This window comes from Streptomyces sp. NBC_01520 (assembly GCF_045040375.1).
Classification (GTDB): Bacteria; Actinomycetota; Actinomycetes; order Streptomycetales; family Streptomycetaceae; genus Streptomyces.
Map to the genome: position 1 here is coordinate 3,068,761 of NZ_CP109404.1, position 24,497 is coordinate 3,093,257.

Genomic DNA, 24,497 nt, shown 5'->3' on the forward strand with positions numbered 1-24,497 from the left:
GCAGGCATCCCCGGGTCCCCCGAACGAATGACAGGGCCGCACCCGGCGCTCGGGCCCCGAGACTCGGGGCCCGAGCGCCGGAGCCGCCATCCGACCCCGCGGGGCACACTCCCGCCGAGCATCTACTTCGGCGCGAGATCGGGAGTCTCGGGCAGCCCCGCGTTCTTCTCGCAGCCCAGCTCCTTCACCACGGAGAGGGCCCCGGTGTGAAGGATCTCCAGATTGGCGTCACGGGTCTCAGGCGTGTCCGGGGCGTCGCTCTCCCCCACCGTGAAGCTCCCGTAGATGCGCAGGGGTTCGGTATCCGAGCCCTTGAGTCGCGGACTCACGCACTCGAGGTAGAGCGAGGCTCCGGTGGCCCTCGCCTCGGACCTCTTGCCCATCGTGTAGGACACCGTGCCGGGGTCGGTCCTCAGGTCCTTCACGTCCTGCGGGGCGTACATGGAGAACTTGACCGCCGCTCCATCGCCGGCCCCGCCGCCCTTGGGGCTGAGTTCGCACAGGTCCGCCCCCGTGGCCCAGCTACGCCCGGACTCGTATCCGTCCGTCAGCGCCTCGACGACCTTGTCCCGGCCGCCGGGGCCATTGGCGAAGAACTCAGAATCCGCCGTGACCGCCTCGACCTTCTTCGCCAAGGACGCGCCGAACAGACCGCCGCAGACCTTGTCGGCCCCCACGAAGGTCTCCTCGGCGCTCTTGCCCTCCGCGTCCGAGCCGCAGGCCGCCAGGCCTGCCCCCGCGGCCACGACCAGGCCGACAGCGGCTGCCAGGCGCCCTGCCCGTGCCAGTCCCACGATCCTCATCCCTCCACCGGTACCCATGTTCCCGTCAGCCCGTTTCCGGATCCTGGCCCTGCTGGTTCTCCCGGTCGTTACCGGTCGAATAGCCGAGCCTCATGGACTCCTTCATGTCCTGACGGAAAACCTTGTCCGCGTCCGTGTCCCCGGTGTTACGAGCGAGGAACTCCTCCATCGGCGCTTCGGCCATGGACTCGCCGGCACGATAGATCTTGTTCCATTCCTCCCTCGTCAGCTCCTCGGCCTTCTCCTTGTTCGCGTCGACCGAGTTGTCCGACATATCACCGATGAACTGCCCTATGAGCTGCTCCGCCCCACCGCTGGCCGTGTCGGTGGCCAGCGGGATGAGCACGGCGGCCGTCCCGACCGCCGCGGTGGCCGGCAGGAAGGCGACGCCCGCGGCGATGCCAGCCGCCGCGCCGAACTCCACCCATCCGGAGCGCTTGGCGACGGCCTTCTCGTAGTCCTCGTGGCTCTTCATGTTGTCGGCCTGGACCTGGTCGGCCCGGGACTGGTCCAGCATGCCCTGGACCTCCGCGCCGACGTGCACGGCCGACCGGGCGCTACCCTTGTCGATCACCCCGTTGGCGTCGACCTGGTTCTCCAGCACACTCCGCGTGTACACCTCTTCCGCGGCCGAGACCGTCGCGTAGGCGTCCGGGTGCTGACCGAGGGCGCTGAGGAAGCCGCGGGCGACACTCCGGCCCTCTGTGTCGTCCTCGAAGTCGATGTGCCCGTCCGAGTTCTTGGGGGCGAAGACACTGTCCGTCCCGCCCTTGTCCAGGGCCCAGTTGATGTCGTCGATGTAGCCGGCGCCCATGGTGCCCAGGCTGTCGGACATCGCCTCCTGCTCCTTGAGCAGGCCGGCGTCCGCCCCGTACTTCTCCATGACCTGCTGCATGACCGCCGCGTTGTCCGCGTCCCGCACCACGCCCGCGTCGGGGTGACCGGCCGGATAGCCGAGCGTGGCCGCCTCCAGGGCGTGCCCCAAGGCGTCCGGCATCTGGTTGAGGGAGTTCTTGAGCTCGTCCTCGTCGAGGGAGTTGACGTCGGGGAAGGACTCCCACTTCTCGTTGCCGAAGAAGTCGAGGTAGTTGCCGATCGGCGTGTCGCCGTTCTTGCCCAGATCGGCCGTGGCGCCCTTGTTGACCGTTCCGTCCTCGTTGTACGCGGTCGGCGGGTCGTTGAAGAAGTGCTTCGCCGCGTCCGGGCTGTTGCCGAGCGCCTCCAGCATGGCGGTGGCCGGGTCGTATCCCGCGCCGTTGACGCCGGACGGGTTGAACGGGTTCTTGAACGGACTGTTCACCACCTTGTTCTCGGCGAACATGTACGGGTCCTTCTGGTGCAGCTGCGCCACGTGCTCGGCGATCGGGTTGAGGAACTTCGCGTCGTAGTTCCCGTACCGCATGATGCCGCCGAGCAGCTGGTAGCCGAACGGCCCGCCGTAGTCGTGCTTCGCCAGCGGGATGCGCTCCGTACCGAGCTTGCGCAGCTCCGGGCCCCACTCGGCGCTGAACGCCTTGTCCTGGGAGGCGGTGGCCAGGTTGAGACCCAGGTTCTTCTGGAGCTCCTGGACGTCCTTGAGGCGCTCCTTGTCGGCCTTGCCGTACTGGTACGTGTCCGTCGAGAGCTGGCCGAAGAACGCGAGCGACTTCTCCGGGCCGAGCTTCTCGTAGAAGTTCTTGGAGAACTCGGGCGACTTGCTGTTGTCGTGGAGCAGTTCGTTGAGCGCCTGCAGTTCGGTGTGCGTGATGTCGCGGCCCTTGGCGGCCAGGGCGGCGGCCCGCGCGGCCTCCTCCTGGTCCATCTTCGTGTACTTCGGGGCGCTGAAGTCCTTGCCCTCGGTGACGTTGGCCTCGAGGGAGTTCTTGAAGGACACGTCGGTGTCGTTGCAGTTGTCGACGATGAGGTCGATCTTCTTCTGCCAGGCCTGGATGTTCTCCTTCTGCTGACGCACGAGATCGGGGTAGTCGGGGTCGTTGCGGCGCTGCTGCGGAGGAATGTCCTCCACGGGGTGCCTCGCCGTGACCTTGCCCTTGGCATCCACATGGATCCCCGCGGCGGGTCCTTCGTCGTCCCGGATGCCGATGAGGTCGTCCTTGGCCTTCTTGATGGCCGTGTGGGCTTCCTCGAGGATCTGCTTGACCCCCTTGGCCTCGGCGGAGGCGTCCTTGAACTCCTTGGCCGTCTTGCCTATGAACGCCTTGGTGACGCCCGCGTTGACGCCCTCCCACTCGGCCTTGTCCGCCTTGACCTTCATGCCGTCGTTGGCGTCGTCGGCCAGCCGGTCCAGCTTCGTGACCATGTCCGCCCAGTCGTCGGCCGCGGTCTTCAGCTTCGCCACCGGGGCGTCGACAATGTCCTCGTACTCCAGCATTTCCGAATCCCCCGCGATTACTTCAGATAGTCGTTGAGCTTGGAGACGGAGATCAGATCGCCGCCGATCTGCACGTCGTCCTTCGCGTGGGCCGACTTGGTGTAGTCGAGGTGGTTCGAAATCTGCGCGCAGGCGTCGAGAAGCGTCTTCATGTGTGTGCTCCAGCGGTCATGAACCTTCAGCAGCGCGGAACCGCTGGAGAAGTTGCCGTTGGTCAGCGCGATCGCCGCGTCGAAGGTCGTGGGCCGGGCGTGGTCGCCGTCCTTGGACAGGCGGGTGCGCAGACCGTACGCGTCGTGCCCGATGGCTCCCAGGTTGTCCTGGTTGACTGCCAGATCGGGACTGCTGGGCGCACCATGACCGCCATTGCCGTCATCGACAGCGTTGAGCCGCATATCGACCCGTTGCGTCGACTCCGCCCGAAGCGCCGCCCACTCTGCGTCGAACGTCACGAATTCCCCCGTACTCGATCCCGGATACCGCCGAAGACATCGACTTCGCCCTCAGTGACGCTCACGCTAGCGCTTCGGTTTCCGCTGATACAGGCCGGGAGGAAACACGCTGCGGCCGCATCCGGATATAGCAGGATCAAGAGGTGGCAGCGCTGCCCCGGACGCGTACACGGGGGCCCGCTCTTCACAGGACGGGTATCCGGGATGCCCTCGCAGCGCGCCGCACCCGGCTTAAGTAGGCTGCCCTGGCTGCGACATCGCTCGGGGGTAGACAACTGTTCCCATTTTCTTCAGTGGTTGTGTGGCATGTCCGTGAATATGCTGATGTGGTGAAGCTCTGTAGTCGTTGTCGCCGCCCTGATGGGGTGGGTGCGTGAAGAAGTTCAGGCCGCGGCCGGGCTTCACCGTGTCCGCGTACAGGCTGGCCCTGGATCCGAATGCGACGGTCGTGGGCCGTCTGCATTCGCATGCGGGTGCTGCGCGGGCTGCGTACAACTGGGCTGTCGGGCATGTCACGGCGGTGTGGTGGCAGCGCGGGGCCGAGGCCTCGTACGGTGTCCCGGAGGAGGAGCTGACTGCGTGGCGGTCGTGGTCGCTGCCGTCGTTGCGGAAGGCGTTCAACGAGGGCAAGCGGTCCGATCCGCGTTTCGTCGGCTGGTGGGAGGAGAACTCCAAGGAGGCCTACAACACCGGTCTCGCGAACGCTTCGGCCGCGTTCGACAACTACGCGAAGTCGAAGGGCGGCGGGCGCAGGGGTGCGCGGGTGGGTGTTCCCCGTTTCAAGTCGAAGCGGAAGGCGCGCCTGACGTGCCGGTTCACGACCGGTGCGATCCGTGTGGAGCCGGACGGTAGGCATGTGACCTTGCCCAGGATCGGAACGGTCCGTCTCCACGAGCACCACCCTGGCCTGCGGGCCCGTATCGACGCCGGGAGCATGCGGATCCTGTCCGCGACGGTACGTCTTGACCGGGGACGCTGGTTCGTCTCCTTCCAGGTCGAGGAACAGCAACCTCTGGTGAAGGTCGCCCGCCCCGATGCCGCGGTCGGGATCGACCTCGGCATCAAAACCCTGGCCGTCCTCGCCGACAGCGACGGCACGGTCACCGCAGAACCCAACCCACGCCACCTCGACCGCGCGCAGAAGCAACTGCGCCGGGCCGGTCGTGCCGTGTCCCGGCGGCAGGGCCCCGACCGGCGCACGGGGCAGAAGCCCTCCCGCCGGTGGGAGAAGGCCAACCGGGTCCGGAACAAGGTGCATCACCGGGTGGCGAACCTGCGTGAGGACACCCTCCACAAGCTGACCACCCGCCTCACCCGCGAGTACAGCACGATCGTGGTCGAGGACCTCAACGTGGCGGGGATGGGCCGCAACCGGCGGCTGTCGCGCCGGATCGCGGATGCGGCGTTCGGCGAGATCCGCCGCCAGCTGACGTACAAGACCCGTCGGCACGGGACACGGCTTGTGGTGGCCGACCGGTGGTTTCCCTCGTCGAAGACGTGCTCACGCTGTGGTGCGGTGAAAGCCAAACTGCCCCTGAGCGTCCGCTTCTTCGAGTGCGACACCTGCGGACTCGTCCTGGACCGGGACGAGAACGCCGGACACAACCTGGTCGCCCTCGCGACCCGCAACACCCGCACGACCTGCCTCACAGGTACCGGAGTGGCCGGAGACCTGGACCCCACCGTGGTGGGGTCGAAGCCCCGTGGAGCCGACCGCAAGACCCGCACCACCCGCCCGAGCCGGACAACGGCACAGGCGGGGCGGGCAGGTGGCACAATCCCCAGCCCCAGAGCCGGGACAGAAACGGGAGACCGTCAACAGGACACCAGAACACAACTCGCACTCTGGTGACACCGCTACGGACCATTCCGGCAGAAACGCCGGGATTGCTGAGATCTACTGATACTCAAAGCAACGGGATCTTCATCCATGCAACAGCCGCGCCGCACCTCCGTCCGGCAGATCGGCCCGTACTTCGTCGTCACCCGGATCGACCCGAGCGGTCCCGGCGCCCTGCCGGTCCCGGAGCGGCGCTACATCGCACGGGGTGCGGACGCAGGGCTCCGGCACCCAAGACCATCACCAGGCCGGCAGCCGTCAGCCATCGCCTCATCCGCGCACACCTACTTCACTCATCCGGCAACCCTTCTCGTCATCAGCCGATCCGCCGGCCGACCAACGTGCACGACTCCCACACAACGCGGCCTGACATCGCCGGTTCACAGCCGCCCGTCACCACGAGGGCCACGGATACCCACTCCGGAGAGTCCGTGCCGGACATGACCTCTCTACTTCGGAGTGAGGACCGGGGTCTTCGGCAGACCGCCGTTGTTCTCGCAGCCGAACTCCTTCACCAACTTGAGCGAAACGGCATGCAAAATGGTCATGTTCAGGTTGCGGTACTCGCGCGTGTCCGGCGCGTCGCTCTTACCGCGCCCGAAACCGCCGTGGATGCGCAGTGGCGTTTTGTCCGAACCCTTCAACTGGGGGGTGACACACTCGAAAAAGATGGTCGCGTTGCCTCGCCCGACAGTGGACTGCACACCCATGGTGTACAACTCCTGACCGGTCGGAAGCCCTTCGTCCTCCACGTCCTGCGGGGCATACATGGAGAACTTCGCTCCCCCCTCGTCCGTCTGCTTCGCACCTTTCGGGTGCAACGGGCAGAGCGTGTCCCCCGCAGCCCACGGACGCCCGGACTCGTACCCTTCCTTGAGCGCCGCGACCACCCTCTCCATGCCCTTCGGGCTCTCCGCGAAGAAGAGTTCGTCACCCGTCGCCTTCTCGACCATCTCCGCCAAAGGACCGGCGAACACATCGCCGCACACCTCATCAGCGCCGACGAACGTCTTCTCCTCCTCTTTCTTCTCCGAAGCGCATGCCACGCTCCCGGCACCCAAGACCATCACCAGGCCGGCAGCCGTCAGCCATCGCCTCATCCGTGCACACCCACTTCACTCATCCGGCAACTCTTCTCGTCATCAGCCGATCCGTCGGCCGACCAACGTGCACGGCTCTTACACAACGCGGCCTGACATCGCCGGTTCACGGCCGCCCGTCACCACGAGGGCCACGGATACCCACTCCGGAGAGTCCGTGCCGGACATGACCTCTCTACTTTGGAGTGAGGACCGGGGTCTTCGGCAGGCCACCGTTGTTCTCGCAGTCGAACTCCTTCACCAACTTGAGCGAAACGGCATGCAAAATCCTCAGGTTGGTGTCGCGGTATGCGCGCGTATCCGGCGCGTTGCTCTCCCCTCTCCCGAAATGGCCCAGGATCCGCAACGGGCGCTCTCGGGAGCCCCTCAACTGCGGAGTGACGCACTCGAAATAGAGGGACGCCCCACTTCGCCCTACCTCGGACTGCTTGCCCATGGTGTAAAGCTCCGAGCCCACCGGAAGGTTGAAATCACCCACGTCATGGGGGGCGTACATCGAAAACTTCGCTCCGCCCAACGAATCCGTTGGCATTGCCCCCTTCGGATGCAAACGGCAAAGGTCGGCCCCTCCGGCCCAGGTGCGCCCTGACGCATACCCCTCCTTGAGCGCCTTCACCACTTTCTCCATGCCCTTCACATTTCTCCAGGAAAACAGCTTCTGGCCCGTCACGTCTTCGACCATCTTCGCCAGCGGACCGGCGAACAAGCCGTCACACACCTCTCCCGCCCCGACATACTCCTCGTGCACCTCCTCCGCCTCCTCCCCCGAAGCGCACGCCACACCTCCAGCACCCAAGACCACCACCAGGCCGGCAGCCGTCAGCCATCGCCTCATCCGCGCACACCCCACGACGGGCATCCCGCACCCCTCCCCATCTACATCAACCGGTCTCAGGGGCACTGCCCTGCTGGTTCTCACGACCATTACCTTGCAGGTATCCGAGCGCCAAGGACTCGATCATTTCTTGACGAAATTCGCCGTACTCTTTGCCGGATGCATGTCTATCGTGAAAACTGTCCATCGGAGCTTCGGCCATGAACTCACCAGACCGGTAGATATTATTCCATTCCGTTACGGTGAGATCCTCGGCCTTCTCCTTGCTCTTTTCCACCGAGCTTTCCGAGAAATTGCCGACGGCCTGGCTGATGACCTGCTCCGCCGCCCCGGTGACTGTGTCGGTCGCCAGGGTAACGAGCACCGCCGCCGTGCCCACCGCAGCGGTCACGGGCAGGAACGCCACACCAGCCGCCACACCGACCGTGGCCCCAAATTCCACCCAGCCCGCTCGTTTGGCCACGGCCTTTTCGTAGTCCTCATGGGTCTTCATGTGGTCGGCCTCGACCTGGTCGGCCCTGGACTGGTCGAGCATTCCATGCACCTCAGCGCCACGGAATACCACTGATCTGGCGCCCCCGGGATCAGGTTTCCCGTCCGGGCCTACCTGGGCCTCCAGCGCACTTGCCGTATACACCTGCTCAGCTGTGGACAGCGTGGCGTACGCGTCCGGATGCTGCCCCAGGACGCTGAGGAACTTCCGTGCGATATCGCGGCCGTCCCGCTCAGACCCGTCGGAGAAGTCAATGTGGTTTTCCGGGTTCCTCCCAGGGGCAAAAACGCTGTCTCCCCTGCTCTTATCTAGCGACCAGTTGATGTCTCCGATATACCCGGCCCCCATCGTGCCGAGGCTGTCCGCCATCGCCTCCTGCTTCTTGAGGAGCCCCGCGTCCGCGCCGTACTTCTCCATCACCTGCTTCATGACCTCAGCGTTCTCGGCGTCCCGCACCACGCTCACGTCCGGGTGACCGGCAGGATAGCCAAGCGTCGCCGCCTCCAGTGCATGGCCCAGGGCATCCGGCATGTAGCCGAGCGATTCTTCCCGCTTGGCCTCGTCCGATTGATCGATATCCCCGAGGGACTCCCACTTCTCGTTACCGAAGAAGTCGAGGTAGTTCTCGATCTTCTCCCCGTCCTTGTCCTTGCCGAGTTCAGCCTTGGCGCCCTGATTGACCGTTCCGTCCTCGTTGTACGCGGTCGGCGCATCGGTGAAGAAGCGCTTGGCCGCGTCCGGACTGTTTCCGAGCGCTTCCAGCATGGAGACGGTCGGGTCGTATCCGGATCCGTTCACGCCCGAAGGGTTGAACGGGTTCTTGAGCGAGTTGTTAGCCACCTTGTTGTCGGCAAACATGGCCGGGCTCTTCTGGTGCAGTTGTGCGACGTGCTCGGCAATCGGGTTCAGGAACTTCGCGTCGTAGTTCCCGTACCGCATGATGCCGCCCAACAGTTGGTAACCGAAGGGGCCCGTATAGTCATACTTGGCCAGTGGGATGCGCTCCGTGCCGAGTTTGCGCAGCTCCGGTCCCCACTCGGCGGTGAACGCCTTGTCCCGGGAAGCCGTGGCAAGGTTCAGTCCCAGGTTTTTCTGCAGCGCCTGAACATCCTTGAGCCGCTCCTTGTCGACCTTGGGGTAGACGTACGTACTCGTCGAGAGCTGCCCGAAGAACGCGAGCGACTTCTCCGGACCGAGCTTCTCGTAGAAGCTCTTGGAGAACTCGGGCGACCTGCTGTTGTCATGCAGCAGCTCGTTGAGCGCCTGGAGTTCGGTATGCGTGATGTCGCGGCCCTTGGCTGCCAGGGCAGCGGCGCGCGCGGCCTCCTCCCGGTCCATCTTCGTGTACTTCGGGGCGCTGAAGTCCTTGCCCTCGGTGACGTTGGCCTCGAGGGAGTTCTTCAAGGACACATCGGTGTCGTTGCAGTTGTCGACGATGAGATCGATCTTCTTCTGCCAGGCCTGGATGTTCGCCTTCTGCTGGCGCAGGAGTTCGGGGTAGTTGATGTCGGGGTCGTTGCGGCGCTGCTGCAGCGGGATGTCCTCCACGGGATCCCTCGCCGTGACCTTGCCTTTGGCATCCACGTGGATGCCAGCCGCGGGCCCCTCGTCGTCCCTGATGCCGACGAGGTCGTCCTTGGCCTTCTTGATGGCCGTGTGGGCTTCCTCGAGGATCTGCTTGACCCCCTTGGCCTCGGCGGCGGGTCCTTGAACTCCTTGGCCGTCTTGCCTATGAACGCCTTGGTGACGCCCGCGTTGACGCCCTCCCACTCGGCCTTGTCCGCCTTGACCTTCATGCCGTCGTTGGCGTCGTCGGCCAACCGGTCCAACTTCGTGACCATGTCCGCCCAGTCGTCGGCCGCGGCCTTCAGCTTCGCCACGGGCGCGTCGACGATGTCCGCGTACTCCACTATTCCTGACCCCCCGATTACTTGAGATAGTCGTTGAGCTTGGAGACGGAGATCAGATCGCCACCGATCTGCACATCATCCTTCGCGTGCGCCGACTTGGTGTAATCGAGGTGATCCGAAATCTGCGCACATGCATCGAGGAGCGTCTTCACGTGCGTGTTCCAGCGGTCATGGACATTCAACAGCGCCGACCCACTGGAGTTGCCGTTGGTCAGCGCGATCGCCGCGTCGAAGGTCGCGGGCCGGGCGTGGTCGCCGTCCTTGGACAGACGGGTGCGCAGACCGTACGCGTCGTGCCCGATAGCCCCCAGGTCGTCCTGGTTGACCGCCAGATCGGGACTGCTGGGCGCACCATGACCACCGTTGCCGTCATCGACACCGTTGAGCCGCATATCGACCCGTTGCGTCGACTCCGCCCGAAGCGCCGCCACTCTGCGTCAAACGTCACGAATTCCCCCGTACTCAATCCCGGATACCGCCGAAGCCATCGACTTCGCCTTCAGTAACGCTCACGCTAGCGCTTCGGATTCCGCTGATACAGGCCGGGAGAAAACGCGCTACGGCCGCATCCGAATGTGGCCGGATCACGAGGCGTCCGCGCTGTCCCGCACGCATACACGGGCCTCCGGGCAGTTGCCCTGCCAACTCGGGGGCTTCGCGCACTCCGGTATCGAGCAGGGCGACGGCCACACCTTCACCGGTGCTGGTCCGCCACATCTCTTCTACTCTTCTGCGCCCATCGCTTCGAGATGCCACTGCTGCGACAGGATCGTATCCGCAGCCGCCGCGGTGGCGCGGTGGCCGATGCGCCGACCGTCAACAGCGCCGGCCCAGCGGCGAAGGCGGACACACCTCTCCCGGGCACCGGAAGGAACACGTTCACGTAGTGGGGCCAGGGCCACCCTGGTGCGGGGGGCCGCCGTACGGGGCTTGGGGTCCGGGAGCGCCCGACGGGGGCGAGTAGGGCGGGTACGGGGGCTGGGACTGCTGATACACGTACGGCGACTGATAGGACGGCGCCGCCGGGACGGCCGCGTTGCGACGGCGGGAGCGGATCACTACGACAGCCACCGCGACGCCGACGAGCGCCGCTGCGCCGATACCGATGCCGACCCAGAGAGCGGTGTTGCCGCTGCCGTCCGAGGCCGCTGCCGCGGTCTCCGGCTCGTCGCTCTTCTCGGCGCCGCCGGTCGCCTTGGACGGCTCCGACGACGGCTTCTGGGACGCTGCGGCGGCGAGGTCCGGCAGCGGGTATTCGTCGGCCGGGCCGGGGTCACCCGGAGTCTTCAGGGCGATGCGAGGGCGGACGATCCCGTAGCCGATGTAATCCGTACGCTCATCACCACTGATGGGGCCGCCGGCCGTGTTGAGCATGACGCGCAGGACCTGGTTGTTCGTCCAGTCAGGGTACTTGGACCAAATGAGGGCTGCGGACGCGGAGGCGATGGCGGTGGCATCACTGGTGCCGCTGCTCTTGCACAACTGGGTCCCACCGCTACACGCGTGAACCATGTCCACACCGGGGGCGGAGAGATCGACCTGCGGCCCGTATTGAGAGGACTTAGCCCGCTTCAGGTCCTTTCCTACCGACCCCACACCGACTACTCCAGGGGTTCCGGCCGGGTATTCGACCGCATTTTCCTCATCGGCACTGTTTCCTGCGGCCGCAAATACGAGAGCCCCCTTATCCAGAGCGTATTTCACCGAATCCGTAAGCTGTTGCGATCCAGTATTATTACCAAGGGAAATATTAATAACCTTGGCGCCGTTATCGACCGCGAAGCGAATGCCTACAGAGACATCTTCGTTGAAGTTCTTATCCCCCGTAGCTCCATTGACTTTGCCGAAGTTATCCCGTACGCGAACAGGTAGAATTTTAGCCGAGGGTGCGAGACCGAAAGCTCCATCACCACTCGCATCTCCCGTCCCCGCAATAAGTCCAGCAATCCCCGTTCCGTGATTCCTGTAATCCACATGCTCACCCCCTGGGGAACCTTCCGCCAGGTCTTTCCCTTCGAGCACACGCCCCTGAAGATCAGGGTTGGCCGAATCGACACCTGAGTCGATAACAGCAATCGTTACGTCTTCGCCGGTGCTCGATTCCCACATCTGGTCAGCCCGCATTACATCCAAGTGCCACTGGCTCGACCGCACCGAGTCCGCGTACACGGGACTGGCACCTACCAGCAGCAGGGCCGCTGCAATGGAAGTGACGGTTCCACGACGGGTGACCGCTGCACTGCTGGTACGCATCCGATTCCCTTTATTTATGTCTTGCAGCTCAGTCGATCACTGGCGGGACGACGCGTCGGCCGCCCTGTTGCCACGTTTCCTCGTCCTCGACGAGGTAGTCCGGCCGCTCCCCCTCATCACGGCGCGGGTCGCGGGCTCGCTGGGGAGAGCCCGCTGCTCCTCGCCCGGCCTGGCCGGCCACACGACTGCCGTCGCCCGTTGCCGCACCCCGCACCAGTCCTGTGCCACCGGGCGTGAACGGCCGACCGGTCGTGCGTCCTGGCTGTTGTGGACGGCCGCCCACCATGCCGCCGGTCTCACCCGCGAGTCGGCGTCCACCGGTGATTCCGCCCTGGCCGCCTCCCCCGGTTCCGCCCATGCCACCGCCGTGCCCCATCGCTCCGCGACCGGCATGGGTGCCGTCACCACCGATCACGGTGCCGCGAGGGAGACCTCCCACAGGACGCCCCTGACTCTGGGCAACAGGGCGGCCACCGACGATTCCGCCGTCGCGGGTCGGTCGGCCGATCGGATTCGTTCCCAGGTTTCCAGCACCGGTGGACATCGGTGGCCGAGTAGTACCCGTTCGACCACCAGTGTTTGTCGACGGCTGCACCGGTCCGCCGCCGATACCGGGCGGCAGAACCACAGGCGTCGTCGGAAGGCCGGCGTCGGGCCTACCTGGTCCTGGCGCTACGGGAGGAACGACCGAAGGAATCGTCGAAGGCGCCGGCAACGTGTCGACTCCGGCGATCTCCATGTCTACCGGGCGCTGCACCACGCTACCGACCGGCATTGTCACGCTTGGAGGTCCAGAGATCACTGCCGCGGTGTCAGACGACTCGAAACGGCTTCCAGACGCCGAAACGGCGCTTGGCGCGCCGCTGTCGACTCCCGTCGGCGAGCCCGTGCGTGAGAAGGAGCCGCTGGTGCCGCCCCGCTCGACCAGCTCATCGTCCGGCGCGATCACCTTCGGCGGCGGCGGAAACTCAGGCCTGTCCAGCCGACCGAAACCCGCCACCGATTGCTGGTACGTCTGAGAGAGCTTCGTCATCTCCGCAGCCGCAGCAAGCGCCTCCTTGTCCAGAGACGCACTCAGCTTCTGTGCCAACATCGACGCGTCCGGGTCGTTCGGGGCCGAGAGAGCAGCCTCAAGGTTGGCCTGATCACCCGCGTTGGGACGAGGCACTGCCGCTTTGGCCAGAGCGATCGCGTCCGCGGCATGACCAAGCTCCTCCGCCGCCCCCTTGCTGTAATCACTCAGGCGCTGGGTCTCGTTGGCCAGGTCCGCACTCCAGAAACGGAACGAGAACGCCCCCTCGCCCTCCCAGTTCACCCACTGCGGACGGATCTTCAGTTCGGCAGCGATCTTCCCGATCTCCGCCCCAGCGTGCGCCAGGCGGTCTGCTACAGCCTGCACAGCCGTACTGTTCGCCTGGTCGAGCCACGCGATCATCTGCTTGTGTGACATCCCTTCAAAGGATGTCAAGGATGCCCCGGATGTCTCGGGTGCCTCAGCCATGTCGCTCCCCCGTCAGTACCAACGATCCCCACGTGAACCCCGTCACCATCACGCGCCCCCGATCTCCTCCGTCGACGAAGGCTCCGGAGTCTCAACCGGCTTCTCACTGCTCCCGTTGCCGCCCTCCGGCTGCGGGTCGTACTCGCCCTCGTAGTGCTCCTGCGCGCCCTCTCGGATCGCCAGCATGCGCTCACGGATGTCGTCGTCCAGGTTCTCGTAACCCTTGTGCGACGCGAGGACCGCGATGCTCATGCCCTCCATCGAGTCCGACAGCAGCTTCGAGAAGGTTTCGAGCTCCGTGACGACCTTCTTGTACGAGGAGAACAGCCCCGTGGCCTCAGCCCATCCAGGGTCCCCGAACTGGGACTCTCCGATGGAGACTTCGTTCAGCTTCTTCGCATCGGCCGGGGACGCCTTGAGGTCCGCCAGCAGTTCGTCGATGTGGTTGCGGAACTTCGTGAACGACTCGAGTTCCGTGACCAGATCGCCCACGGCGTCCTGCGCCATGGCGATGATTCCACCGAACGGCCATCCCGGAGCCGGCCCCGATCCTGACCCTGCGTCGCTCGCCACAGCAACCTCCCCGTATGCAGCTGGCTATAGCTAAGGGCATCACTGTAGCCAGCACCGGTGACACCCCGCATCCCCGGGTTGCACGTGCAACGTGGATCACACCGGGGGCCGGGCCCTCAGGACTTGGGGGTGGCCACCGCCGCCTGCGGGCGGATCGGGAGGCGGTTGACCGGGCGGCCCGTGGCCGCGCGGACTGCCGAGGCCACCGCCGCGGGGGACGTCACCACCGGGGCCGCGGAGGCGGGTTTGGCGCCGAAGGGGGCCACCACGTCGCGTTCCTCGATCAGTTTGACGATGCGGATGTCCGGAGCGTCCAGAGACGTCGGAAGTGCGTAACCGGTGAGGTCGGGATGCCGGATCAGGCCCCGGGCCGTGCGGAGGTTCTCCGTGAGGGCCGCGCCGATGCCCTGCGTGACGCCCGCCTCGATGCGGGTCGCCAGCTGGGCGGGGTTGAGGATGCGGCCGACGTCCTGGGCGACCGCCATCTCGACCACGCGGATCGAGCCGAGCTCGATGTCGACGTCGACCACCGCGCGGACCGCGCAGAAGGCCAGGCCGACGAACGCGTCTCCCTGGCCGGACTCGTCCAGGGGTTCGGTCGGGTGGGGGCGGCACTGGGCCGTGGCCCAGAGTTCCTTGCCGTCCATGGCCTCCATGACCGTCGTGGACAGCACACCGTCGTACGAGGTGATCTTGCCGTCGGCGATCTGGAGGAGCTCCGTGGACATGCCGAACTTGTGGGCCAGCGGCTGGAGGAGCTGGGTGCGGACCATCTTGGCCGCGCGTTCCACCGCGCCGCCGGAGACCCAGGTGTGACGGCCGTGCGTCGCCGGGCCCGCGGGGGGCTGGTCGGTGTCCACCGCCGCCACGTGGACCTCTTCGACGCCCAGGGTCTCCTGGACGATCTGCCGGGCGAGGGTGGTGAAGCCCTGGCCGGTCTCCACGGCCGCGCAGATGACCGTGGCGACACCGTCGTGGACCCGGACCGTGGCGGTGGAGACCTCGTCCGTGCCCTCGGCCCCGAGCATGTGGACCATGCCCAGTGCGTAGCCGACACCCCGGCGTACGGCTCCGGGCTCACCGGCGCCCTCCGGGCCGCCCGGCAGCAGCCAGTCGTCCTCGGGGGCGTCCTTGGGAAGCGTGGGGAGCGGGTGGTCGCGGACCGCGCGGAGCAGTTCCGCCACCGGGGCCGGGCACGTCACGGTCTGGCTGGTGGGGAGTATGTCGCCGGTGGAGAGGACGTTGCGGAGGCGGATCTCGGCCGCGTCGATGCCCAGCTTCGCCGCCAGCTTGTCCATCTGGCCCTCGTAGGCCGCGCACACCTGCATCGCGCCCTCGCCGCGCACATGGCCGGAGGGCGGGTTGTTCGTACGCACCGCCCAGCCCTCGATGAAGGCGTGCGGGACGACGTACGGGCCACAGGCGAAGGCCACCGCGGCGGCCAGCGATTCGGACGAGGAGTCGGCGTACGCGCCCGCGTCCAGGAGGATCTGGGCCTCGACCTTGACCAGTCTGCCCTCGGCGTCCGCGTGGTGGCGGTAGCGCAGCAGGGTGGGGTGGCGGTGGGCGTGGCCGAGGAAGGACTCTTCGCGCGTAGCGGCCAGTTTGACCGGGCAGCCGGTGCGCAGGGCGAGGAGGCCGAGCGGGATCTGGAAGCCGGGGTCCTCACGGTCGCCGGTCGCTCCCGGGACGCCCGTCACGACGACCTTGACCCGGTCGGGGTCCAGGCCGAAGCAGGCGGCGGCGAGATCGCGGTCGGTGTGCGGGTCCGTGGACGCCGTGTAGAGCTCGACGCCGCCGTCGGGGCGGGGTACGGCGAGGCCGGCCTCGGCTCCGATCGGGGCGGGGTCCTGGCGGCCGATGCGGTACAGGCCCTCGACGATGACCTCGCCGACCGTGTCCGGGTCGCCGAAGCGCAGCGGGATGTGGCGGATGAGGTTGCCGTCGGGGTGGAGCGGTTCGGCCGCGAAGGCCTTCTCCGGGTCGGTCACCGGTTCGAGCACCTCGTACTCGACGGCGACCGCGGCGGCGGCCAGGCGTGCGGTGTCGGGGTGGTCCGCGGCGACGGCCGCGATGGCCTCGCCGTGGTGCCGGACCAGGTCGGAGGCGAAGACGGGGCGGTCGACGACGCTCCGGCCGTACGAACTGTCCCCGGGGATGTCCTCGTGCGTGACGACCGCGCGCACGCCCGGCATCTCCAGGGCGGCGGACGTGTCGATCGACAGGATGCGCGCGTGCGGGTGCGGGGAACGCAGCATCGCGGCCCACAGCAGGCCCTCGGCCCAGAGGTCGGCCGCGTACGGGAACGTGCCCTCGGTCTTCGCGCGGGCGTCGGCCGGCGGGAGCGAGGCCCCCAGGCCGAGCGCGGGCAGCTCCTGGACCGGGCTTGTGCCCTCGGGCTGCGGTGCGGTCCGGGTGGTGCTGGTCGCGGTGGCTGCGTCGTTGGTCACGCCGCCTCCTTGTCGTTCGCCCCGCTGCGGAAGCAGCTGTTGGTGGTGTGGATGACCGGTGCTGCGGGAGACGCGGTGTTCACCGGGGGTCTCCCTCGTGCGCGTGCGGTTGGACGCTGCCCGCGCCGGGCGCGGCCTCGTGCGGGATCCGTGGTTCCTCGTCGTCCGTGTCGGCCGCTTCCCGGCCGGCGACGACCTCGCGTACGGCGTCGAGCACGCCCCGGTAGCCGGAACAGCGGCAGAGGTTGCCGCACAGGGCCTGGCGCGTCTCCAGCTCGCTGGGGGCGTGGTTGCCCTCCAGGAGGTCGTGGACGGTCATGGCCATCCCGGGGATGCAGAAGCCGCACTGGACGGCACCGCAACGGGCCAGGGCCCGCTGGACGTCGGACGGTTCGCCGTCCACCGCGAGGCCCTCGACCGTACGGACCTCGCTGCCCGCCGTGGTGGCCGCGGGAACCAGGCAGGAGGCCACGAGGCGGCCGTCGACCTGGACGTTGCAGGCACCGCACTCGCCCTGCGAGCAGCCGTCCTTGGCACCGGCGAGGCCGAGGCGCTCCCGGAGCACGTACAGCAGCGATTCGCCGATCCAGGCGTCGGTGACGGGACGGTCCGCACCGTTCACGTGCAGGACGTACGAGGCGGCGGGGTGCTCGCTGGGCCTGTCCGGCACACCCACGGGGGCGAGGTCCGCGGGAGCGAGGTCCACGGGGGCGGGGTCCGGACCGGGGGGTGTGGCGTGTGCCAGGGCGTCGTCGGGTGTCTCGGATACCTCGGCAGCCTTGGCGGCCTCGGGCACCCCCTCGTCGGGACCGGCCGGGGTGCCGGGCGCGTCCTGTCCGTCCACCGGCGGCTCGGGCGCCGACGGGGTCTCGGCGGACGCCTCCTCCCCGGCAGCCTCCGCCGGCGCGTCGGGCTCGGACGGGACCTCCGACGAGGGCTCGGGCAGCGGCTCCGGCGCGGGCGGCTCCGGGAGTGGCTGCTCCTGGGTGGCCCACGGTGCCGCCGCGCCCCCCGGGAGGGTGGCAGGGGGCGTGTCCGCGTACCACTGGGACGCCAGGGCCGAGGCCGCGAACTCCCCGGACTCGTCCGGGAGGTCGCCGTTCGCCACCGGGATCGTCCACTGGCCGGTGTGCCCCATGGGCTCGGCGGAAGCGGCGGCGGAAGCCGACGGCGCAGCCGGTACGTGTCCGGGCGCGTGCGGGTGCGCCGGGCCGTCGGGCTCTGCGGCGGGCACCGGCTCGGTGAAGTTCCACTGGGCCGTCGTCGACGAGGTCTGCTCGTACTGCGACGTCGAGGGGTAGGTCTGCGGGTACTGCTGCCCGTAGGGCTCCTGCTGGTTCGGGTCCGGCCAGTGCACCGCGTCGGGCGCGGTCTCCGCGCGGGCGGCCCGCTCCTGCTGGCTCTGCGTCTGCACGACCCAGCTGCCCGTCGTCGCGGGGTCGAGCCCCGCCGCCGGGGTCAGCGGAAGGATCATCGGCGGTACGTAGCCCTGGCCGGGGGCGGCCAGCGGGTCGTTGCCGAGGTTGGCGAGGTCCTCCGGGGGCAGGTGGACGAAGGCGGTCGCCTCCGCGTCGTACTCACCGCTCTGCGGAGTGGGCTGCCAGCCGCCGTACGGGTCGGGCTGCCCGTGCCGCCGGTCGGGATTCTCTTCATTGCTCACGACAGTGCCCTCCCCAGCGCGCGTCGGGCGAGCGCGGCGACCGTGCGCCGCAGGTGGAGTACGGCGGGGGGCAGCGGTGGTGCCTCTCCCCCGTCGTCGGGTGCCTGGTCCGGGATGCAGGCCGCGGCGACGTACTCGCCGAAGGCGGCCAGCGCGTCGGGGGCCAGGCCCCGTTCGCCGTCCCAGTCGATCAGGGAGGCGATCCAGCGTTCCGCCTCCAGGGGCCTCAGCGGCATCGGGGCGATCGCGCCCACCGCGCAGCGCACCCCGCGCCGCGCCGGGTCCAGGACGATCGCGACGGAGGCGGTGGCGCGGCCCGGGCCGGTGCGGCCGGTCGCCTTGAGGAACACCTGGGGCGCGTGCAGCAGGGGTACGCGCACGAAGCCGATCAGCTCGGCGGGCCCCAGCATCTCGCGGCCCGCGAGGAGGTGCGAGACCGGGATCTCGCGGCGTGAGCCGCCCGGACCCGCGACGACCAGCTCGGCCTCCAGGGCCGCCAGAACCGGCAGGGCGTCGCCGGTCGGGGCCGCGGTGGCGATGTTGCCGCCGAGTGTTCCGGCGTTGCGGATCTGGGGCGGTCCGGCGGCGCGCGCGGAGGCGGCCAGCGCGGGGATGAGGGCGGCGAAGTCGGGCCGCCCCATGCGTGCGTGGGTGAGGCCGGCCCCGAGCAGGGCGTGGCCGTCCTGGTAGTGCCAGCCGCGCAGCTCGCTGATCCGGCTCAGCCCGACCAGCCCCGAGGGGCGCAACAGGCCCTTGTTGACGGCTGCCATGAGGTCCGTGCCCCCGGCCACAGGAACGGCGGCAGGCATGGCTCCTAGAGCCGCCACGGCCTCGTCGAGCGAGGCCGGCAGCGTTACCGACTGCGTCGCCTGCGGTGCGTGCGTGGTCAACCCAGCTGCCCCTTCCCGGTGTCCCGGCAGTCCCGCCCGTCCGCCGTACGGTACGTGCTCACGGCCGGGACGTGGCAACTCTGGCACATCTTCCGGGCGGACCGGCGCGAGGGTCCACGAAGGACACATCCGTCCCCGATCAGGGGATAAGTCGCATTCCACCCGACTTCCGCCCGGCGCACGCATTGCCACTCTTCAGCGAGTTCGTACGACATATTCGGTTCGCGCGCGCCACGGTCCGGGGTCCGGGCCGGACACCCGGTCCGGGCGGAAGCACACGGCCCGCACAGGCGGAAGCACCTGGCCCGCACGGGCGGAAGCACCTGGCCGGCCCCGGACTCACACCCGCGGGGGCGGTCCCTCGATCGGGCGACCCAGGACCCCGGGCCGGCGTTGCCACGGCAGCGGGCCGCCGGCCGGACGGTAGGCGACCCCCAGGGCGTCGAGCCGGTCGTAGTGCGTGCCCATGCGGCGTTCGAAGTCGGCGAAGTCCCGCTCGCCGGGGGCCGGCAGCGCGGACCAGGCGACCTCGGCGAACGCCGCGAGCCGGGGGAAGACCTGGTAGTCGACGCGGGCCCGGTTCTGCATGACCTCGGTCCAGACGTTGGCCTGGGTGCCGATGATGTGGCCGGCCGCGTCCTCGGACAGGCCCGGGGGTACGGGTTCGAAGTGGTAGACGTCCTCCAGCGTCCGGACGAATCCGATGGGCATCGGCTCGTCGGGGCCGCCGTCCTGACGGTGGTCCAGGTACACCTGCTGCTCGGGGCACATCACGACGTCGTGCCCGGCCTCGGCGGCGGCGACGCCGCCCGCGTAACCCCGCCACGAGGACACCGCGGCGCCCTCGGGGAGGCCGCCTTCGAGGATCTCGTCCCAGCCGATGAGGCGGCGTCCCCGGGCGGTGAGCCAGCGGTCGAAGTGCCGGATGAACCAGGACTGGAGCGCGTCCTCGTCGGGCAGGCCGAGTTCGGCCATCCGGGCCTGCGCCGCCGGGGACTCCTTCCACTGGTCCTTGAGGCATTCGTCGCCACCGATGTGGACGAACGGCGAAGTGGCCGCGGGAAAGAGGTCGAGCACCTCCTCGAAGACGCCTTCGAAGAAGCGCAGGGTGGTGTCGGTGGGGGCGAGTACGTTCGGGTTGATGCCCCAGGTGTCCCACACGGAAAGCGCGGAGGTGTCGATGACGTCGGTGTTGCCCAGTTCCGGATATGCGCTGATGGCTGCCTGCGAGTGCCCCGGGATGTCGATTTCGGGGACGACCCGGATATGCCGCTCGGCCGCGTACGCGACGATTTCGCGGATGTCGTCCTGCGTGTAGAAACCGCCGTGCGGGGTCTCGTCCCACAGTTCGGAGGCGCGGTGGCCGTATTTGGTCCGGGCGCGCCAGGCACCGGTCTCCGTGAGCCGGGGGTGGCGCTTGATCTCGATGCGCCAGCCCTGGTCGTCGGTGAGGTGGAAGTGAAAGACGTTCAGCTTGTGTGCGGCGAGGAGGTCGAGGTAGCGCAGGACGTCGTCCTTGGGCATGAAATGCCGTGCCACGTCGAGCATCAGGCCGCGCCAGGGGAAGCGGGGCCGGTCCTCGATCTCCGTGGCAGGGACGCCCTTGCCTGTACCGGCGCCGACGGGTGCGCGGCGGAACGCCTCGGGTCCCAGGAGCTGACGGAGGGTCTGCGCCCCCCAGAACACACCGGCGGCGCTCCCGCCGGTGATGCGTACACCGGAGCCTGGCGCCACGGACAGCCGGTAGCCCTCGGGTTCCAGGGTGGCGTCGACGCGCAGCTCGACGGTGTTCCCCGCCCCGTCCGCCGGGGTGCCCGGGGCGAGGGGCAGGCCGAAGGCGGCGCCGAGGGTGGTGCGCAGCCAGCGCTCCGTGCCCTCGGTGCCGGCCTGTGCCGTGAGGGTGGTGGACGGGTCCAGGAGGAATCCGCGCCCCCCTTCGCCCTCGGTGCGTAGGGGGGCCGGAATCAGGTTGTCCACGTCAGTCCTTCACCGCTCCACCCAGCCCGGAGACCAGACGGCGCTGTACGAGTACGAAGAAGACCAGGACGGGAATGGTCATCACCGTCGAGGCCGCCATGATCCCTCCCCAGTCGTTCTCGTCGGGTTTGAAGAAGACCAGAAGCGCCATGGGAAGCGTCGACTGGGAGGTGTCGCTGATGATGAACGACTTCGCGAACAGGAAGTCGTTCCAGGTGGAGATGAACGAGAAGACGCTGGTCGCCACAAGCCCCGGGAAGACGAGCGGGAAGAGGATCTGCCACAGGAAGCGGGTGCGGCTCGCCCCGTCGATGTAGGCGGCCTCCTCCAGCGCGTCGGGAACGGCCTTGACGAAACCGCGCAGCATCCAGATCGCGAACGGCAGCGAGAAGGCGAGATGCGGGAGGATCAGCGAGCCCAGGGTGTTCAGCTGTCCGAAGTCCCGCATGAGGAAGAACAGCGGAATGGTCAGCGCCTCGACGGGCACCATCTGCGCGACCAGGAACATGATCAGCAGGGTCGTGCGGAATTTGAAGCGGAATCTCGTCACCGCCGTCGCGGCGAGGAAGGCGATCAGCGCGGAGACGATGACGACCGTGCCCGCGACGAGCAGGCTGTTGAGGAAGTAGTGGCCGAAATCCTGCTGTTCGAAGACCCGGCGGAACGAGTCGAGGGACGGGGACAGCGTCCAGGGCCGTGCTTCGGTGGACTGGATCTCGCCCGCCGGCTTGAGCGCGGAGAGGACCATCCAGTACAGCGGGAAGGCGACCAGCACGGCGATGACGAGGGCGGCCGCCTCCGCCGCCAGCCTGCCTGGACGCCGGATGCGAAGACGGGTCATCGGCGTGCTCACAGTTCCTCTCCCTGGCGTCGCACCAGGCGCAGATAGACCAGCGTCACGGCCAGCAGGATCACCAGCATCACGACGCCTATCGCCGATCCGAGGCTGTACTGCGAGGACGCGAACGCCTTCTGGTACGCGTACACGTTGAGCACCAGGTTCTGGCCGGCGATGCCACCGCCGTTGGTCATGACATAGATCTGGGTGAAGACCTTGAAGTCCCAGATGATCGACTGGATCGTGACGACGATCAGGATCGGCCGCAGCATCGGCGCCATGACCGACCGCCAGATCCGCCACTGCGAGGCACCGTCCAGGGACGCCGCCTCCAGCACCTCGGTGGGGATCGCGCGGATGCCCGCGTACACGGTCACCATCACGAACGGGAACGAGCACCAGAGCACTTCGAGGAGCACCAGGGCGAAGGCGCTGTAGCGCCCGTACGTCCAGGAGAAGTCGCCGAGCCCGAGCACCCTGTTGACCGGTCCGAAGTCCGGGTCGAAGAGGAACACCCAGACGGTGGAGCCGGTGATCGCCGGGGTCGCCCAGGCGCCCAGCGCGGCCATCATGAGCACGAGCCGGGGCAGGGCCCGGATGCGGGTCAGCAGGACGGCCAGGGCGCAGCCGACGAACAGGGTGGCGAGCACGCAGGCCGTGGCGAAGAGCACGGTCGCGAGGAGGACCTGCCAGAACTGGCTGTCGCCGAAGAGTGTCGCGTAGTTGCCGAAGCCCACGAACGTGGTCGGTTCGCCGCCGCTGACCTGGGCCTGGGTGTACTCCAGGAAGGAGATCAGGCCCAGCTGGTAGATCGGGTAGACGAGGAGTCCGCCGAGCAGGACGAGCGCGGGCAGCAGGTACAGCCAGGGGGTCCAGCTGGAGCTCAGCGCCGGGGATGCCGGGCGGCGCCGGGGCGGGCGGGCCGGCGGGCCGCCCGCCCCGGACTTCTCGGGGGCCTTGTACGCCGTCGTGTCCACGGTCATCGTCAGCTCGCGTCGGCGAACGCCGCGTCCATCTTCTTCGCCGCGTCGTCCGAGGCGGCAGCCACGTCCTTACGGCCGCTGACGATCTCCTGGAACATCGTCGGCAGGACCAGCGAGGCATCGATCTGGCCCCAGGCCGGGGAGGCGGGGACGAACTTGGCGCCCGCGCCGAGCGTGTCGACGAACGGCCCGACGAACGGCTCCTTCTCCGCGACGGTGGCCCGCACGTCCGTATAGGTCGGCAGGAAGCCCATCGCGTCGAACATCTTCGCCTGCGCCTTCTTGCCGGTCAGCGACTTCATCAGGTCGACGGCCAGGGTGCGGTGCGAACTGCTCCTGAGTACGCCGATGTTGTTGCCGCCCGCGAACGCGGGCGCGATGGAGCCCTTCTCGACGCCGGGCAGCGGGACGACCGCGTACTTGCCCTTCACGCTGCCCGCCTCGACGGCCGCGTGGCTGAAGTCGCCGCCGATCGCCATGGCCGCCTTGCCGGACGCGAAGGCGGTGACGGTCGCGTTGCCGCCCATGGCCGCACACTTGGCGGCGGGGCAGTTGTCGTCGCCGAAGAGCGAGGTGTAGGCCTCGATGCCCTTGCGGGCCTTCTCGCTGTTGATGGCCGACTCGTAGCTCACGCCGGTCTCGTCGGCCAGTTCGCCGCCGTTCGCCCAGATGAAGGGCATCGCGCCGTAGGTGTAGGCACCGCCGACCACGAGGCCGTACAGCTCGGGCTTCTCCCCGTGGACCTTCTTGGCGGTGGAGATCAGCTCGGCCTGGGACTTGGGGGGTTCGATGCCGAGGTCGTCGAAGACGTCGGTGCGGTAGTACAGCGCCCGTACGCCGACGAAGAGCGGCGCCCCGTACACCTGGCCGCCGACGGTCACGGACTGTTTGGCGGTCGGGTCGGTGTCCTTGGCCTCGTCCCAGGCCGCGAACTCCTTGCTCACATCGGCGAGTCCGCCGTCCTTCACGTAGCCGGCCGTGTCGGTGTTGCCGTACTCGATGAGGTCGGGGGCGCTCTTCGGGTCGTTGAACGCCGCCTTGATGCGCTGGGCGCGGGTGTCGACGGGTATGTACTCGACCTCGACCTCCGCTCCCTCGTGGGACTTCTCGAAGTCGGCGACGGCCGCGTCGACGACCTTCTCCTTGGGCTTGTTGCCGACTTCCTGGAAGAGCCACACGCGGAGCGTGCCGCTCTTCTCGTCCCCCTCGGCGCCGGTGTCGGAGGTCTGCGGTGCACAGGCGGTGGCCGTGAGGCCCGCCAGCACCAGCGCGGCGGCCGGGGCGGCAATTCGGGCAGAAAGCTTCATCCGGGACCCATTTCGGTCAGTCGTTGCATTCTCTGCAACGTGCGTTTCGTTCTGCACAACTGGCAGGAGAGTAAGGGCGCACCACCACCCGGACAAGTGGTCTCAACCAATTCGTGACCACCGGACGCACCCGGTGCAACGCACCGCCCGCCCGCCGCCCACCCGGCACCGGGGGCACGGAAGGCCGCCGGGCATACGAAAAGGCCCCCGGGGCACGCATCGCTGCGCGCCCCGGGGGCCGAGGCCCCGAAGGGCCTGAGG

Annotated in this window: 16 protein-coding genes and 2 pseudogenes; 1 reads left to right on the top strand and 17 read right to left on the bottom strand. The window is 68.0% G+C overall.

Annotated elements, in window-relative coordinates:
• Positions 1–122: 122 nt before the first annotated feature.
• From OG524_RS13945 to OG524_RS13955, 3 genes are read right to left on the bottom strand one after another with little or no spacing between them, the layout of a single operon-like run.
• Entirely contained in the window at positions 123–794 is a 672-nt protein-coding gene (locus OG524_RS13945) for a hypothetical protein (protein ID WP_405810451.1), read from the bottom strand.
• 34 nt (positions 795–828) lie between these two features.
• Complete coding sequence (locus OG524_RS13950; RefSeq protein ID WP_405810453.1) at positions 829–3,174, bottom strand: hypothetical protein; 2,346 nt, start codon at positions 3,172–3,174, stop codon at positions 829–831.
• Positions 3,175–3,191: 17 nt separating this feature from the next.
• Positions 3,192–3,626: a hypothetical protein gene (locus OG524_RS13955; protein ID WP_405390489.1), complete on the bottom strand. Its 435-nt coding sequence runs from the start codon at positions 3,624–3,626 to the stop codon at positions 3,192–3,194.
• A gap of 373 nt (positions 3,627–3,999) precedes the next feature.
• Between OG524_RS13955 and tnpB the strand changes: the two genes are divergently transcribed.
• The gene (gene tnpB, locus OG524_RS13960; RefSeq protein WP_405810455.1) at positions 4,000–5,478 is read left to right on the top strand and encodes an IS607 family element RNA-guided endonuclease TnpB; all 1,479 of its coding nucleotides are present in this window, start codon (positions 4,000–4,002) and stop codon (positions 5,476–5,478) included.
• A gap of 437 nt (positions 5,479–5,915) precedes the next feature.
• Here the strand turns inward: tnpB and OG524_RS13965 are convergent, their stop codons facing one another.
• The 14 genes and pseudogenes from OG524_RS13965 to OG524_RS14030 form a co-directional block, all read right to left on the bottom strand.
• Positions 5,916–6,566 carry a hypothetical protein gene (locus OG524_RS13965; RefSeq protein WP_405390487.1) on the bottom strand — a complete coding sequence of 217 codons (651 nt, stop codon included), beginning with the start codon at positions 6,564–6,566 and terminating at the stop codon, positions 5,916–5,918.
• 175 nt (positions 6,567–6,741) lie between these two features.
• A complete protein-coding gene (locus OG524_RS13970) occupies positions 6,742–7,401 on the bottom strand; it encodes a hypothetical protein (protein ID WP_405390486.1) in 660 nt (219 codons plus the stop codon).
• 46 nt (positions 7,402–7,447) lie between these two features.
• Positions 7,448–9,807: pseudogene (locus OG524_RS13975) on the bottom strand (hypothetical protein).
• Between the two features lie 14 nt (positions 9,808–9,821).
• Positions 9,822–10,252 (bottom strand): annotated as a pseudogene (locus tag OG524_RS13980) (hypothetical protein).
• Between the two features lie 431 nt (positions 10,253–10,683).
• Entirely contained in the window at positions 10,684–12,057 is a 1,374-nt protein-coding gene (mycP, locus tag OG524_RS13985) for a type VII secretion-associated serine protease mycosin (RefSeq protein WP_405810459.1), read from the bottom strand.
• A gap of 28 nt (positions 12,058–12,085) precedes the next feature.
• Positions 12,086–13,558, bottom strand: a complete 1,473-nt coding sequence (locus tag OG524_RS13990; protein WP_405810461.1) for a hypothetical protein — start codon at positions 13,556–13,558, stop codon at positions 12,086–12,088.
• Between the two features lie 48 nt (positions 13,559–13,606).
• Positions 13,607–14,065: a hypothetical protein gene (locus tag OG524_RS13995; RefSeq protein ID WP_405810463.1), complete on the bottom strand. Its 459-nt coding sequence runs from the start codon at positions 14,063–14,065 to the stop codon at positions 13,607–13,609.
• Between the two features lie 182 nt (positions 14,066–14,247).
• Positions 14,248–16,581, bottom strand: coding sequence for a xanthine dehydrogenase family protein molybdopterin-binding subunit (locus OG524_RS14000; protein WP_405810465.1), 2,334 nt, complete (start codon positions 16,579–16,581; stop codon positions 14,248–14,250).
• Positions 16,582–16,660: 79 nt separating this feature from the next.
• On the bottom strand, positions 16,661–18,241 hold the full coding sequence (locus OG524_RS14005) for a 2Fe-2S iron-sulfur cluster-binding protein (RefSeq protein ID WP_405810467.1): 1,581 nt from the start codon (positions 18,239–18,241) through the stop codon (positions 16,661–16,663).
• The gene (locus tag OG524_RS14010; protein WP_405390479.1) at positions 18,238–19,131 is read right to left on the bottom strand and encodes an FAD binding domain-containing protein; all 894 of its coding nucleotides are present in this window, start codon (positions 19,129–19,131) and stop codon (positions 18,238–18,240) included. Before OG524_RS14010 ends, OG524_RS14005 begins: the two co-directional genes overlap by 4 nt.
• 339 nt (positions 19,132–19,470) lie before the next feature.
• Positions 19,471–21,108 (bottom strand): beta-N-acetylhexosaminidase, encoded by a 1,638-nt coding sequence (locus tag OG524_RS14015; RefSeq protein WP_405810469.1) that lies wholly within the window; start codon positions 21,106–21,108, stop codon positions 19,471–19,473.
• Position 21,109: 1 nt separating this feature from the next.
• Positions 21,110–21,949, bottom strand: a complete 840-nt coding sequence (locus OG524_RS14020) for a carbohydrate ABC transporter permease (RefSeq protein ID WP_405393202.1) — start codon at positions 21,947–21,949, stop codon at positions 21,110–21,112.
• 8 nt (positions 21,950–21,957) lie between these two features.
• On the bottom strand, positions 21,958–22,929 hold the full coding sequence (locus tag OG524_RS14025) for a carbohydrate ABC transporter permease (RefSeq protein WP_405390477.1): 972 nt from the start codon (positions 22,927–22,929) through the stop codon (positions 21,958–21,960).
• A gap of 2 nt (positions 22,930–22,931) precedes the next feature.
• Positions 22,932–24,236: an extracellular solute-binding protein gene (locus OG524_RS14030; protein ID WP_405390476.1), complete on the bottom strand. Its 1,305-nt coding sequence runs from the start codon at positions 24,234–24,236 to the stop codon at positions 22,932–22,934.
• Positions 24,237–24,497 lie beyond the last annotated feature (261 nt).

Excerpts from the sequence above, each read along its gene's own strand:
- OG524_RS13950 (WP_405810453.1), bottom strand. The coding sequence starts at position 3,174 with ATGCTGGAGTACGAGGACATTGTCGACGCCCCGGTGGCGAAGCTGAAG.
- OG524_RS13965 (WP_405390487.1), bottom strand. The coding sequence starts at position 6,566 with ATGAGGCGATGGCTGACGGCTGCCGGCCTGGTGATGGTCTTGGGTGCC.
- OG524_RS13970 (WP_405390486.1), bottom strand. The coding sequence starts at position 7,401 with ATGAGGCGATGGCTGACGGCTGCCGGCCTGGTGGTGGTCTTGGGTGCT.
- mycP (WP_405810459.1), bottom strand. The coding sequence starts at position 12,057 with ATGCGTACCAGCAGTGCAGCGGTCACCCGTCGTGGAACCGTCACTTCC.
- OG524_RS13990 (WP_405810461.1), bottom strand. The coding sequence starts at position 13,558 with ATGGCTGAGGCACCCGAGACATCCGGGGCATCCTTGACATCCTTTGAA.
- OG524_RS13995 (WP_405810463.1), bottom strand. The coding sequence starts at position 14,065 with ATGGCGCAGGACGCCGTGGGCGATCTGGTCACGGAACTCGAGTCGTTC.
- OG524_RS14020 (WP_405393202.1), bottom strand. The coding sequence starts at position 21,949 with ATGACCCGTCTTCGCATCCGGCGTCCAGGCAGGCTGGCGGCGGAGGCG.
- OG524_RS14025 (WP_405390477.1), bottom strand. The coding sequence starts at position 22,929 with ATGACCGTGGACACGACGGCGTACAAGGCCCCCGAGAAGTCCGGGGCG.
- OG524_RS14030 (WP_405390476.1), bottom strand. The coding sequence starts at position 24,236 with ATGAAGCTTTCTGCCCGAATTGCCGCCCCGGCCGCCGCGCTGGTGCTG.